Genomic DNA, 14,894 nt, shown 5'->3' with positions numbered 1-14,894 from the left:
CGCCGCTCAGAAGACGCCCCGCACGGGCGCCGGCATGAAGAGCAGCACGAAGATCGCCACCGCGGCCCAGCCCAACGCGCGCCGCGCCCGCCCCAGCGGCACATCCTCGATGACCACGGGCGGGTGGGCCACCCGCATCAGCGCCACCATGAGCACGCACCAGAGCAGCCACCCCCGCCACTGCTGGCTCAGCGCGACGAGCACGCCGAGGAAGAAGTAGGCCACATGGAGTTGCCGCCGCCCGAAGAACGCGTAGAGCACATGGCTCCCGTCGAGCTGGCCCACGGGGATCAGATTCAGCATGGTCACCAGCAGCCCGATCCAGCCGGCCCAGGCGAAGGGGTGCGAAAGCCAGTCGAGCGCATACCCTGGCGGCGCCACCCCGACCAGGAGCCGCGAGAGGCCCCACGTGAACAGCGAGTCGCCGAACACCAGCGCGCCGCCCTCCTCCCAGTAGCGCAGGATCTCGAACCGGCTGTGCAGGAGACCGTAGACGAGGAAGGGGAGGGCCACGGCGAGCCCCGCGAGCGGGCCGGCCAGACCGATGTCCAGCAGCGCCCGCCGGTGCATCATCGGGCTGCGCATCTTGATCACCGCGCCGAACGTGCCGATCGGCGGAATGGGCGCGGGCAGGAAGAACGGCGGCGTCACCAGCATGCCGTAGCGGCGTGCCATGAAATAGTGGCCGCACTCGTGCGAGCCGAGGATCGCGAGGATGGCGAAGGAGAAGGCGCCGCCCTCGGCGAGAAGGGCCTGGGCCAGTTCCAGCAGCGACGGGCTCCCCGGCGTGCCGAGCAGCGCGCCGCCCAGTTGCGCCAGGAAGCTGTCGAACCGCCATCCCGCTCCCGCGATCAGGGTGGTGAGCACCGTGGCCAGGAACAGCGCCAGGTGCAGCGGCCGGTTCACGGGCTTCGCGGCGGGCCCGGGCACGGTCACGGTGAGATGCTGGTGGCCGTCGAACTCCTCGAAGCAGAAGCGCGCTGGCAGTTGCCGGAGGCCCTGCTCGACCTCCCGGCGGTACTCGGCGCAGTAGGCGCTCGCCCAGCCGTGGAAGATCACGCCGCCGCGGAAGTCCACCTCGCGATGCTCGATGAAGAGCGGGCCGAGGATGCTCCGCAGTCGTTCGCGCTCGAGGGAATCGTAGGGGGGCACGTGCAGGGTCCTGGGCGCTCAGAGGGTGGAGGCAGGCTCCGATTCGGCGCGTGACGCGTTCTCAGTGAGTTGCAGAAAGATCTCCTCGAGGTTGCCATCCGCCGCCCCCGCCGCCGAGCGCCGCAGGTCGGCCTGGGTGCCCTCCGCCAGCAGCCGGCCGCGGTGCAGGATGCCGATGCGGTCGGCCACCTCCTCGGCCACCGAGAGGGTGTGGGTGGACATGAGGATGGCGCAGCCGGCCGCGACCCGCTCGCGGAGGACGCTCTTGACCAGCTTGGCGCTTGCGGGGTCCAGCCCCACCATGGGCTCGTCCACGACCAGCAGCCTGGGCTCGTGGAGCAGGGCCGCGGAGAGCACGATCTTCTGGCGCATGCCGTGCGAGTAGTTTTCGGCCAGGTCGTCGGCCCACTCGTCGGCCTCGAAGAGGGCGAGCAGCTCCTCCACCGCGCGGGAGCACTGCTGGCGCCCCAGGCCATAGAGGCGCGCCACGAAGAGCAGGAACTCGCGCCCCGACAGCTTCTCGTAGAGGTAGGGCTGGTCCGGCACGTAGCTCAGCAGCCGCTTGGCCGCCACGGGCTGGGCGTGAACGTCGTGGCCGCCCACCAGCACGCGTCCCGCGGAGGGCCAGAAGAGGCCGGCCACGCACTTGAGAGTCGTCGTCTTGCCCGCGCCGTTCGGCCCGAGGAAGGCCACCAGTTCCCCGGCGCGCACCTCCAGCGACAGATCGCTGACGGCGACCTTGGTTCCGAAGCGCTTCGTGAGATGCTCGATCTGCAACATGATCGGATTATAGCCGCAGGCCGCCGGGCGGTCAAACCCGCTGGGGTGCGGGCCGGAATTGTAGGCAGGGTGATTGTCTCTGGAGCCTGAAGGGCTCGCATGGGATAGCCCAGGGCAACGCCCTGGGTTCAGCGGGATTCACGGGTCCAGCCCTGAAGGGGCGAGATAGAAGCTCTCTATTCCGCCCTGTCCGGGCTGTCGCGGAGCGGTCTTGTTCCTATCCTATTTCGCTCCTTCGGAGCTCCCGCAGCCACCGACAATTCCGGCCCGCACCCAACCCGGTGCGCCCGCTTGTCAAATCGCCCCGATTGTGGTAAGAACGGGGGTGTGTCGCTGGCACGCCCTCTGGCTCACCTGGAGGCCCCGCATGCACAGGCTCACGCTCGCCACCCGCTTCATCGCGGCCGCCCTGGCGCTCGCTCCGAGCGCGTCGAGCAGCGGCGAGAAGGAGGACAAGGACGCGCTGACGAAGCAGCTCTGGCCCAAGGAGCGCATCGAGGCCGCGCTCAAGGCCGTCGAGCGCCAGAAGGAAGACGGCCTGCTGAGCAACGAAGCGTACGCCCGACGCAAGAAGATGCTCGAAGAGCGGCTTGCGGGCACCTACGAGTCCAGGTCGCTCTCCGTCACCAATCCGCCTCTCAACTTCATCCAGAACGGCGGTTTCGAGCAAGTGAACCGCAATTCGGCCAAGGACCGCTCGCGCTGGCTCTGGTGGGGCGGCTGGAGCTGGGGCGGCGATTACGAGAACTACTGGGAGGACAAGCCGGAGCACGTCCACTCGGGCAAGTACTCGGCGCGCATCCGCTGCACGGGCAAGAAGGGGCGCATCGGCATCATGACGCCCAAGATCCCCATGGTCCAGGGCGCCACCGAGTACAAGCTCACCTTCTGGGCCAAAGGCGAGGGCGATAACCTCCTCTTCGTCAACTTCGAGTCGGGCGCGACGGGCGTGCTCCGCGAGAAGATCGGCCCCGAGTGGAAGGAGTACACGGTGATGGGCAAGCCCGAGGCCAACAGCCCGACCTTCAACGTCTTCTTCTACCACATCGGCGAGGGCACGATCTGGCTCGACGATGTGGCGCTCGTGCCCGTGGGCGGCAAGGTGGACGACTAGATGAGGAGCACCCCGATGAGGACGCGTCGTTTCCTGTGTCTGCTCCTGTTCGCCGCCCGCGTGGCGGGAGGGGCCGAACTCGACCTGTTCGTGACCGACTACAATCTCGACCCCAAAGCCGACCAGAGGCCCCTGGCGGCGCGTCCCGTCACCTACGGGAGTCCGCAGGAGGTCACGATCAAGGCCGCGGACGGCAGGGCGGTTACGTTCAAGGCTCCTGCCGCGGTCACCGTGCAACGCACGAGCGCGGGAGGCGAGCGGGAGGCGCGCCTGTTCGCCGCCCTCGGCGAGTACGAGCCGTTCAGCTTCCTCCTGCGTCCGAGGCAGGCGCTCGAGGAGGTCTTCATCACGTCCAGCGACCTCCAGGGGCCGGCCGGCGCCATCCCGGCCAGCCATGTGTCGGTGACCTCGGTCGAGCACTTCCTGGGCGAGGGACGCGACATCCTGATGCCGCTAGGCAAGCCCTGGAACATGGCCGCCCACAGCACCGAGTTCTTCTGGTGCACGGTGCAGGTTCCCGAGGACGCCAAGGCGGGCACGTACCAGGGCAAAGTCACCGTGACGTCCAAAGGCCAGCCCGTCGGCGCCATCGCCGTGACGCTCGAGGTGCTGCCCATCCGCCTGGCCGACCCGCCTTTCGCCCTCGGCTACAACTACTCGAGCCCCAAGGACGACGAGGCGCTCAATGCCCACCTGGCCGACATGCGGCGCCACGGGATGACGTGCGTCGCGCCCCTCTACGAGTTCCATCTGCCGGTGAATGACGCCGACACCAGCGAGTTGGGGAAGTTCATCGAGGCCTACAAGAGGGCCGGCTTCCCGGCGCCGCTCTACTTCGCCACCCCGATGGAGCTTCAACTCACCACGCTGGCAGGCTATGGCGCCGAGACCAGCAAGCGCTGGCAGCAGAAGTTCCTCCAGGTCATGCGCCGCCTCCACGCCGAGACGCAGAAGCACAACGTGCCCGTCCTCATGAGCATCGGCGATGAACTGACCAACAAAGGCATTGAGGGCGTGAAGATCGCCGAGAACCTGGCGCGATTCGCCTGGGAGGAATTGCCCGAGATCGCCACGACGAGCGACATGAACGGCTACCGCGAGGTCATGGCCATGGCCCCCTGGCTCAACGTGGCCACCTTCAACAACGGTTGGGACGGCATTGACCACCACAATCAGGGCCGGACCTTGATCAACCAGGAGTTCATCGAGGAGTTGCAGCAGAAGACCGGGGCGATCCCCTGGTTCGTCAACGCCGGTACTGGCCGCTTCCCCTTCGGCTTCTTCTTCTGGCGCATGACCAAGTTTGGCGTGCGGGGCAAGGTCGAATGGTACTACAACCTGCGCAACGAGCGCGGCTCCGTCGTCCGCACCCGCGACGCGACGGTCTACCCCACGCTGGATTACGAGCGCTCGCGCGAGGGGATTGACGACCTGAAGTACCTCTGCAAACTCGAGTCCCTCGTCGCCGAGGCGAAGAGGGCGGGCAAGGGGCAGGCCGAGTGCGCCAGAGCCGAGGCCGTGCTCGGGAAGATCGCGGAGAGCATACGGACAGATTGGTCCGCCTACACCTCGGGCGGCGCGAAGTTCCCGGCCGACGGCTTCGACCTTCTCGACCCCGAGAAGATGGCCGACCTGGGCGGCCTCGACGCCCTCCGCCGCCTGCTGGCCGACGAGATCGTGGCACTGCAGGCCGCCATGCGATGAAAGGAACCAACCTCCCGCGGGTTTGCAACCCGCGGGAGGCTCTGCCTCAGCGAACTCTCCCTCCCGAAGGTTTCAATATCTTTGGGAGGGTATCGTGGGAGCTTGCCTGGGCGGCGGCAGAATCGCTACGAAGACCGGAACGCAGCCAGTATGTCGAGGAAACGCCGATGAAGCCGTTGGCCCTACTCCTGCTTGGAGCCCCAGCCTTTCTGGGCTGCGCCGCGCTCGCGCGACAGCCGAAACCCTTCGCCATAGCGGAGGACGGCCAGCCGCGGTGTCACATCCTCATCGAGGGTGAGAAGACCCCAGCGCGCGAGGCATGCGCCAAGGAACTCCAGCATTGGCTCCGCGAGGTCACGGGAGCCGCCCTGCCCATCGGCGCCACGCCTGAGCCGAGGGGGGCCATCGTGCTCGCCTCGGGCGATGGCGCCCTGGGGCCGGAGGGCTTCACCGTCCAAAGCGAGCCCGAGCGTCTGACCCTCCGCGCCAACACGGAGTTGGGCCTTCAGCACGCGGTCTATGCCTTCCTCGAACACATCGGCTGCCGGTGGTACTTCCCCGACCCCGTGTGGACCGTGGTGCCGAAGCACCCCAGCCTGGCAGTGACCGTGAACCTGCGGGCGACGCCGGCCTTCGGCTATCGCCGCATCTGGTACGGCTGGGGGCATCGGACGAAGAAGCTGGCCGATGACTACGCGGCGTGGATGAAGCGCAACCGGCAGTTCGGCGCCTTTCAGACCGACTGCGGTCACGCCTGGGAGCGCTATGTGCCTGCCCGCGAGTTCGAGAAGCACCCCGAGTGGTTCGGCCTCGTCAAGGGCGAGCGTAAGCCGCTGCAACTGTGCACGAGCAACCCCGAGGTTCAGCAGCGGGTCATCGAAGGCGTGCTGGCCGCCTTGCGCAAGGAGCCCGGGCGGAACATGGTGTCGGTGGACCCCAACGACGGCGGGGGCTACTGCGAGTGCGAGCGCTGCGCCGCCCTCGGCTCCGTGAGCGACCGGGCCTTCCTCCTGGCGAGCCAGGTGGCCACGGCCGTGCGCAAGGAGTTCCCCGACAAGTGGGTGGGCCTCTACGCCTACGCCTTCCACTGCGAGCCGCCGAAACAGCCGTTCGCCCCGGGCGTCTACGTCCAGGTCACCACCGGCTTCCGCTATACGAAACTCTCCTTCGACGAACAGGTCACGGCCTTCCGCAAGCTGGGCGCGAGGCTCGGCGTCTACGACTACTTCAGCGTCTACCCCTGGGACTGGGATATGCCCGGCAAGGCCAAGGGAAGCCGCGTGTACGAGCTGGCCGAGAGCATCCGCCATTACCGCGACCTGGGTCTCTCGACCTACGATGCCGAGTCGTCGTGCAATTGGGGCCCCAATGGCCTGGGCTATTGGGCCGCGTCGAAGCTGATGTGGGAACCCGAGCTCGACCCGAAGGCGCTGGTCGGTGACTTCTGCGAGCGCGCCTTCGGCAGGGCGGCCGAGCCGATGCGGCGCCTGTACGAGCGGTGGGCATATGGCGAGCGCTTCGCCGCGCGCGGACTCAAGCTGGCGCTTCTCGACCTTCGGAACGCCTATGCCCTGGAAAGCGAGGCCGCCATTCGCGCGCGGCTCGACCGCGTGGCGATGTATCTCCACTGGCTGCGGCTCTCGCTCGACTACGACCAGGCCACCCGCGGCAAGGACGCGCCGGCCATCCAGCAGGCGGCGGAAGCGCTGATCGTCTTCAGCCGCCGACTGCTGGACACGGGGCTGATCCACGCCTACCCGCTGCTCGAGAGCGAGTGGTTCAAGCACCGCTTCGGCGCGCTCCTGAAGCTCAAGGACTTCGACCCCAAGCAGGCCGAGGCGTGGAAGACGGCGCGGACCGACATCCCGACGGCGGAGGAAACGGCCCGACTCTTCGCCGACGACCTGAAGCGCTTCGAAGACCTGGCCGTTGCGGAGATCGAGCGCAAAGCCTGGAGCGAGAAGCTGGTCCCCCTTGCCGAGCGTATGCCCGAGGCCGTGCGCGCGTGGGGCGAGGTCCCCCGCTCCCCCCTGTGCGTCGAATCCGGCATCCACTGCTTTTCTGGCCGGAAAGGCGAAGTGCTGAAGCTCACCTTCACGCCCTTCGACGCGGGCCACACGGTGGACGGCCATTGGGTGCTGCGTCGGTTGGGCGATGCCGCCGCCGTGGTGGCCGAGGGCGACATCAAGGCCGAGAAGGGCAAGCCCGCGACGATGGAGGCCGTCTTGCCCGCCGACGGCGTCTACGCCCTCGACCCTGGGACCGGCTACTGGAAGACCGCCGAACTGGGCTTCGAGCCCCGGCCCCTCTCCGTGTGGGCGGGACGCGCGGACGAGCCTGGCAAGCCCAAGGGCAAGGAGTTCCGCCTCTGGCTCCCGCGGGCCGACCAGCCGCTCTACTTCTACGTCCCGAAGAGCACCGAGGCACTCGTCCTCGGCTTCCCGAGCGTGGGTCAGGCCACCACAGCGGTCGTCCTGCGAACGTCCGACGGCAGGATCGTGTGGGAGGGCAAGGCCATTGCGTCGGGCGACCAGGTCTCGGTGCCCGTGCCGCCCGAGGCTCGGGGGGCCGTGCTGTCGCTGTCCCTTGCGAGCTTGCGGTGCGTCGTCGAGCTGTACAACGTGCCCCCGTGGATCGCTCGCCATCCCCGCGAGTTGCTCGTGCCGCAAGAGGCCATTGCGAGCGAGAGATGATGTCGAAGTGCCGTACCGCAATGGCTCTGGCGTTGTGGGCCGCCGCCTCGGCCCGCGCCGCCGATGAGGCCATGCCGCCGCGGCCAATTGACCGCGTGGGCGTTCAGGCCGGCGACACGCCGATCGAGTGGCGGGCCACCTGGCAAGACACCTATGACGCCAACAAGAAGCGATGGACGGAGGAACTCCATCAGGCGGTCAAGGACAAGAGGCTCCGGGACCAAACCCTCTCGCTGCGCCTGATTGAACTGCTCGAGGCCCTCCTCCGGCGGTTCCCCGCGGATGCCGAGCACCGGCTCGTCGCCTGGGGCGAGATTGCGGACCGCCTGGCCGACGCCGGCTGCCGCAGCCGCGCGAATGCCGCGTTGAAGAGCCTGATCGACTCCTGTCCCGGCGCCCCGGATGTCGCCGTCGCTGCGCTCCAGAAGATTCTCCAGGCAACCCTCTCCCAGCGACGCGAGCTCGAGGACGGCGAGGACTGGGCGCAGTACGCCATCCGTCGGTTGCTCGCCCTCCAGCGCGCCGGGCGGCTCCTCGACCAGCATCCCGCCGTGGAACTCGCCTGGCGGGCCGAGCTGGAGTTGGCCAGGGACGCCGGGCGCCTCTGGGACGCGGCACGCGCGCTCGGCCGCATCGAGAAGATCGCGGGCCCGACCGCCTGGAGCCGCGACCAGAGGGTCGAGCTTCTCCTGGCCGCTGGGCGCCGAGATGAGGCGGTCGCCGTTCTCGAGGAAATGGCGTCCGACGGGCCCAGCGGGCGAGCCGACGGGCTGCTTCGGGAGCTTGCGCGCGAGCGGGTCGCCCCGCCGCTGGAGTTTCCCCGCCGGTGGGCGCTCGAGGCACGTTGGGAGGCGCTGCGGGCCGCAGGCGCGGACCTTCGCCCCGATGCTCTGCACGCGCTCATCGGTGAAGCGGCCAGGAGCGATACCACCGTGGCCCAGACGGCGGGCGGGCAAGCCGCCCTGTGGACGGCGCTGGACCGCTGGCTTCTGGCGCTCGCGCCCCCGGCTCTGGCCGCTGTGCGCCAGCACCAGGAGGAGGCCGGCCGAAGGCCCACGGCGGCCCTCGAGGATACGGGGCGCCGCGCCTGGGGCGGAACGAGTGAGGCACAGGCTGCTCAAGCGGCCTTCGCTCTGTGGCGCGCGTACCCCTGGGCTTCGGGGACTCAGGAGGCGATGATGGCGTTCGCAGAGCGTGCCCTGCGCCGCGGGCACGCGGGCCTGGCCTTCCGCTGTTTCAGCGACGTGCGTGCCCACGCGGAAGCTCTGCCGCTTCGCACCCGCGCGCAGGCCGGCGAAGCCCTGGCCCAGCGGCAGGAAGCAGACCGCGCCGCGGCCCGGCCAGAGCTGCGGCTCGCCGACCTCCAGGAGCGAGGCATCGTCGCCCCTCCCGTGGCGCCGTGGGCCGTCGAGACGGCCGGGCCAAGCCGGCGCACGCCCCAGGCAGCCGCGCTCGAGGCGCAGCCTCGCCTGGTGGTGCGCGGGGACATGCTGCTCGCGGGCGGCCCCAAGGGGCTGGTTGCCTATGGGCGCGACACGTCCGCCCCGCTCTGGTGGCGTACACCCGCGGGGCCTCCGAGTGCGGCCGGCAGGGAGCGTCCCGCCCACGACGCCCTCGTGGTGCCCGGGCCATTCGAGCCGGCGACCGATGAGCGCTCCGTGTTCACCCGATGGGGTCTCGATGCCTCGGGGCAGTTCATGACCGGCGTGGCTGCCCTTGACCTGGCGACGGGGGAGGTCCTCTGGCGCACGGAGGGCGCGCCGTGGTCCGACGGGCTGGTGCCGGTGACCGACCCCGCCCTGGCCGACGGGCGTCTCTACGTGCTCGCCGTCCGCGGCGCGGGGGCCCCCGTGGTTCCCGTCTGGCTGGTCTGCCTGGACGCTCGGGACGGTGCGCTCCTGTGGCAGCGCTTTCTGACCTCGTGCCCGCTGGGCCTCCCGCGAGCGCCGGGCGCACCCGATCTGGCCGCCGAGCAGGTGGACCTGGCCCGCTACGGCAACGCACCGTTGGTGCACCTGGGCGCGGTCTACTGCCTCACCAACCTCGGCTTCGTGGCGCGGTGCGACGCGCGCGACGGCATGCTGGAGTGGGTTCGCACATACCCGCGGGCACGGCTGGGGAGGAACCTGCCGGGAGTTCTCCGCCGGCGGGGCGGCCTTGCATGGGCGGGCGGCGCCGTGGTCTTCGCTCCGCGCGACTGTTCGGGGCTGTTTGCGCTGGATTCGGCGACGGGCCGGCGGCTCTGGGAAGCGCCCTTCGCCCCCTCTGGCGAGTTGCTCGGCGCCTCGGGCGCCGCCGTGGTGGCCCGCGATGGCGGCTGGCTCACGGGGTTGGCCGTGGCAAGCGGCGAGGTGCTCTGGGAGCGGCACTTCCCCGAGGGCATCGAGGGCAGCCCCAAGCTCTTCGGCGCCGATGTGGTGCTGCGCTCGGCCAACCGCCTGTGGCGTGTGGCCGCGGAGACAGGGCAGACGCTCGAACGCGCCGAGTGGCCCTGTGCGGAGCCCGTGCGCGATTTCGCGGTGCGCGGCAGGCAACTGCTCGCGCTGACCGACCGCCTGACGCCGCCGCCCCCCGGGTCCTCACGGGCGGCCCCTCGGAAGCTCGATCTCCCGCTCGAGCGCGCCTGGTCGCTGCTGCGCCCTGCGGCGGCGGTGTGGCGGGCGCCGGGCGAGGCGGGGCTGGGGGACAGGGCCTGCATCCTCTCGCGCGGCGTGCTGGAGTGCCTGGCGCTGAGCGCCGCCCCCACCATCCTTTGGCGGCGAAGGGTGGACGACGGAGTGCGGGACGTCGCCTGGGTGACCCTGCCCGCTCCGCCCGGGACGACGCCAACGAAGGCAATGCTGCTGTTCTATCCCCGCTCGGTGATGGCCCTGGATGCTCTGAGCGGCGAGTGCCGCTGGACGGCGGAGACGGACTTCGACATTCGCGAGCGGCTCGTCTGCGGGGGCTTCCTGCTTGTGGCGCGTCCGAAGCAGGGGCGCGAGGCGGCCATGCTGCGCCTCGATTCCGGGCAGATCGCCTGGCAGCGCAGCTTCAATGATCTGTTTGGCCGGCCCAGCTTCGCCACGGACGCGGTGGCGTGGGATGGCCAGTGGCTGCATCTGCTCACGAGCCGGTTCACGGGCAGGCGAGAGGGGCCGTCGGACCTGCTCCTCCGCGTCGCCGACGGCTGGGTTGCCGATGTCAAGCCGTTTCCCCCCGACGGCGGGCCGTGGCCCGTCGTGCTTGCCTGTGGAGATGGGCGGGCGTACCTGGTTGGGCAAGACAAGTGCCTGTCGGAGGTGTTGCTGGCCGAGGGCTCGGCGCGTCGCATGCCGGTCAATCTGGGTTCGCTCGACCCGCGTCGGATTCAGCGCTTCGAAGTGGGTCGCTCCTGGGTCCACCTCTACTGGGACAGGTCCTACGATGCCGAGCCGCACAAGCACTGGCTCGTCAGCCGCGGGGAGGCCGGGGGCGTGGTCCGCAGGAAGGTCTGGGGCGAGCTGGCGGGGGATACGCTCTTCGAGATCCCCGACGCGGGGGTGGTGGATGCCGTGCGCCTGCCCGACGGCCAGACGGTGACCTATCGGTTGCCCAAGCTGGCAGAGGGCACGGCCGGCGAGATCGTGGGCTACCACGCTGCGGCCGACAGGGTGTTCGTTCTGTCGCCGGCGCCGCGTTCTCCGCGTGGCGCGGCGACGCGTGTGGATGCGTTCGACCGTGCGACCGGCGCTCATCGGGCGACCCAACTGTTGCCGGGCGTGGAGGGCAAGGCTGCCCAGGCGGCTTGGGGGCAGGGCGCGCTGCTGATCTGCGATGCCGATGCGGTGCATTGTTTCACCGCGAGGGCCGGGCCTGAGCCGGAGCCAGCGCCGGTGCGCGTTGCTTACCGGCTGCCACCGGGGGCGCTTGCGGGCCGCGCGAGCCTGCCTCCGGATGCGCGGGACCTGGTGGCCTTGACCGATCCCCACGACCGACGCGGCTCGATGCACGTGGCCCACGACGAGAGGTTCCTCTACATCGTCGCCCGTTATCGGGACGCTCAGGCCGCCCCCTGGAGCGGGCCGCCGGAGGCATCGTCGGGCGATTGGATCGAGCTGGCCCTGCGGACTAATCAGGGCGTGTACCGTTGGTCCATCGGGCTCGACGCCGCAGGGAGAACGCGTCTGCTGGGCCTCGGCGACGCTCCGACGCCAGCGGGCACGCGGGCGCTGGTCGCGCACGAACCGGCCACAGGGCATTACTCCTGTGAGCTCCTGCTGCCGTGGAAGGGCGTGTTCCGGCCCGCCGAAGACTGGCGGCAGATCGCACTCCAGGCGACGGCCTGGGATGACCGGCCCGCCTCGGGCGGCCCCGCCGTAGCTTTCGCGTGGGGCGCGGGCGATGCCTCAGGCGATGCCAACCCAGCCCGCGTGTATCTCGACGCGTACACCACGGAGCAGGGCGAAGCCGTATCGGCCATCGTCGCCGAGCTTCCGGACCTGCCGATGGCTCGCGACCTCTTCAGGAAACACGCCGCCACCCGCGCCGCCTCGAGCGCGGACCTGGCGGAGCGTTACTGGGCGTTCATCCGCCAGCACCCCGAGAGCGACGCGGCCGAGGCGCTGCTGCTGGAGCTGCTCCGGCGGGACCTGACGCCGCGCGCGGCCCTGTTCGACCGCGCGGCGCGCCTGGGCGTGCCGGCCGCGGTGCGCGAACGCCTGGCCTGGCAGGCCGACGCCTGCCTCTCGCAGTGGGTGCACATAGGCGGCGGCCGAAACCTTCGCTCCGCGCTGCTCGAGTTCAACAGCGGCCTGGGGATGGACCCGTGGGGCCATCGCGCCTACTGGGGCAAGCCGATCGCGAACTGGATCGTCCCGCCCTGCGAGATGGGCTCCCTGGACTCGATACCGGAGAACGCCTGGCACGAGTTGCGGGTGCCGCTCCTGGGCGTAGACCTGCACGACAAGCCCATCTGCGGGATCAACTTCTGCCAGCAGGGCCCCCCTCGCATCGTATGGGACCGCACGGCGATCGTCGCAGGGGGCCGCGAGACCATGCTGATGGACGACGAGGCGCCGCGAGGGCTCGCCCGCGGCGACTGGGAATGGGTGGCCGAGCCGCGCCGCTCCGGGGCGCGGGCCCACTCGCAGCCGCCGCCTGCAAACCACTACGAGGTGAAGTCGCACGCCATCCTGGAGTTCGACGAGCCCGTCGTCTCTCACCTCTCGCCGCCGCTGGACAGGCCCACGTTGTCGCAATGGGTGTGGGTGGACCCGCAGGACCCGCCTGCGGCGGTGGCTCTGGGGCTGCACGACGGGCGGGGGTGGGCCTTCCGTGGGGTGTGGGGGCGCCCCGCGCTTCGCGGCCGGGCGATGGGGCCGCTGCCCCCGCCAGGCCAATGGCACGAGTTGCGCCTGCCCTTGGCGTGGACCCAACTGCTCACGCGCCCGATCGCAGGCGTGGCCTTCATGACCGTGGGCGGGCGGGCGGTGTGGGACCGCACCGCGATCGTGGCGAAGGGCCGGGAGACGGTGGTGATCGAAGACGAACTCGCCGCCGGTCGCCGCGAGCAGAGCCGCCGCGGCTGGCAGTGCTGGGTGGAGGGCCACCAGGAAGGCACGGCCCCCGCCGCGGGGCGGGTGGGCCTGGGCATGCGCTGCGACGGCCGGAGCGGTTGCGTTGTGGTGCCGCACGCGCCGGAGCTGGACCCCCCGGAGTTCACCGTGGAGGCATGGGTGTGCCTCGACACCTTCGCCCCTGGGGCTGACACGAAGCAGTGGGTCGTGAACAAGAACGGCCACGCATGGCTCGACGGGTATTACGGGCTTGTGATCTATCGAGACAAGGTGGTGGCCGACCTGAATATCGGGGGCGAGAAGGAGAACCGGTTCGAGGCCTGGAGCGAGGAGGGCGCCCTCAAGCTGCGGCAATGGCACCACCTGGCGATGACCTACGACGGCGCCAGGCTGAGGCTCTACCGCGACGCGCAGCCGGTGGCGCAGGCGGAAGTCAACAAGCCGCGTCAGCCGGGCCGAGGGGCGCTCTACCTGGGCCGATGGGCCAACGGCCCGCACTACTTCGCGGGCACGATGGACGAAGTGCGGGTGTTCAGCCGCGCCCTGTCTGAGGAAGAGATTCGAGCCCGCTTCCGGGAGCCCGGCACGTTGGCTCCGCAGTTGGCCGCAGCGGTGGGAGGCTACTGGGGCTTCGATGGCGAAGCCGCCCCGGAGGACGCGGCGACCCAATGGCAGTGGGTGAGCGCGCCAGTGAAGAGCGGGCGGCTGGCTCACACGACGGCACCGTTCGCTGTCCAGAGCCAAGGGGCCGTGGGCAAGCCCATGCCGGCCGGGCACGAGGCGCATCTGGCCGGCCAGCCGATCGTCGCCCATCTGCCGTTCGACAGGGAGGCGGCCGTGAAGACCCTCGTGGCCAGGCTGCCGGCGCTGGGGCCAGGCGATGAAGGATGGCGGCTGTTCCGCGACCTCCTCGAGTTGGAGCAGGCGAACCCGCGCCGATGCGTTGAGCGAATCCTCTGGTGTCTCCAGACGTTCCCGGCGCACCCGCGGACGATTGACCTCCTGGGGGGCCTTCTGGAGGCCTGCACAGAAGCGGGCGAGCCGGACCCGCCAGCCCGGGTGCTGGAGCTGACTCAGGGCTTCGATCTGCCCGTGGCGACGCTCTACCAGTTCCACCGGGTCCACGTGCGAACCCCGCGCGAATTCGTGAGGAACTGGCAGATTCTCGGACCCTTTCGTGGGGAGGGCGAGGAGTGGGGGCTGGACGTTCCTCTCCCGCCCGAGGTTGATGGCGTGCGGCTGGACCGGGCGTATACGGGACTGGCAGGCGAGCTGCATTGGCGCCGGGTGGCGGCTGAGGGAAGCTACGTCAATCTCAAGGCGCTCCTCGGCCCGGCCGAGCACGCGGTGGCCTACGCGACCGCCTGGGCGTACAGCGACAGGGAACGCACGGCGGTGGTGGCGGTGGGGAGCGACGACCGCTGCAAGCTGTGGGTGAACGGTCGGCTGGCGCTTACGGGCAGGAATGCGACCTATGCCTTGCCGGGCGAGTTCATCGCGCCGGTGGCTCTTGCTCGGGGCTGGAATGAACTGCTCGTGAAGGTGACGCAAGGCGTGGGGGAATGGGGCTTCTACTTCGAGCTGCTGGACGAGCGGGCGCGCGGCGCGCCGGCGGGGGGGCGGGTGGCCGCCGAACAGCCGAAAGCTCCATAGTCGGCGCAGCAGGCGTAATGGTCTTGCCAGCGGGCATCGCCCTCGGTCAGGGCCGTTCGCGCCGCGGAGACCTCCAGGCCCTGCCCGTTCGTGGCCGGCATCGCGCCGGTGAGAGCGAAGGGGATGGAGATGGCCAGGAACGGCTGCCGAAGGCCCCGGAGCGCCCCAGCGCCATACTTGCTCAACTGTGGGGGGGAGAGAATTGAGGGTTTTCAGGGTTTCGCGATCCTGGCGTGACTGGCCCGGTGCAGGGCGTGGGCA

At 70.0% G+C, this 14,894-nt stretch carries 6 protein-coding genes; 4 read left to right on the top strand and 2 right to left on the bottom strand.

The genetic code is table 11. The annotated features are described in order from the left end of the window. Positions 1–6 precede the first annotated feature (6 nt). Positions 7–1,152 carry a site-2 protease family protein gene (locus tag PLE19_07215; protein ID HPD14720.1) on the bottom strand — a complete coding sequence of 382 codons (1,146 nt, stop codon included), beginning with the start codon at positions 1,150–1,152 and terminating at the stop codon, positions 7–9. A gap of 18 nt (positions 1,153–1,170) precedes the next feature. Beyond that, positions 1,171–1,932 (bottom strand): ABC transporter ATP-binding protein, encoded by a 762-nt coding sequence (locus PLE19_07210; GenBank protein ID HPD14719.1) that lies wholly within the window; start codon positions 1,930–1,932, stop codon positions 1,171–1,173. A 367-nt stretch (positions 1,933–2,299) separates the two neighbouring features. Between PLE19_07210 and PLE19_07205 the strand changes: the two genes are divergently transcribed. The 4 genes from PLE19_07205 (at position 2,300) to PLE19_07190 (ending at position 14,633) form a co-directional block, all read left to right on the top strand. Continuing rightward, a complete protein-coding gene (locus PLE19_07205) occupies positions 2,300–3,046 on the top strand; it encodes a hypothetical protein (GenBank protein HPD14718.1) in 747 nt (248 codons plus the stop codon). Between the two features lie 15 nt (positions 3,047–3,061). After that, positions 3,062–4,750 (top strand): DUF6067 family protein, encoded by a 1,689-nt coding sequence (locus tag PLE19_07200; GenBank protein HPD14717.1) that lies wholly within the window; start codon positions 3,062–3,064, stop codon positions 4,748–4,750. Positions 4,751–4,917: 167 nt separating this feature from the next. Further along, a complete protein-coding gene (locus tag PLE19_07195; GenBank protein ID HPD14716.1) occupies positions 4,918–7,443 on the top strand; it encodes a DUF4838 domain-containing protein in 2,526 nt (841 codons plus the stop codon). Then, positions 7,443–14,633, top strand: a complete 7,191-nt coding sequence (locus tag PLE19_07190; protein HPD14715.1) for a PQQ-binding-like beta-propeller repeat protein — start codon at positions 7,443–7,445, stop codon at positions 14,631–14,633. Before PLE19_07195 ends, PLE19_07190 begins: the two co-directional genes overlap by 1 nt. Positions 14,634–14,894 lie beyond the last annotated feature (261 nt).

The organism is Planctomycetota bacterium, assembly GCA_035384565.1.
In the GTDB taxonomy this organism is placed as follows: domain Bacteria; phylum Planctomycetota; class PUPC01; order DSUN01; family DSUN01; genus DAOOIT01.
This window is presented reverse-complemented; position numbering and strand designations above follow the sequence as displayed.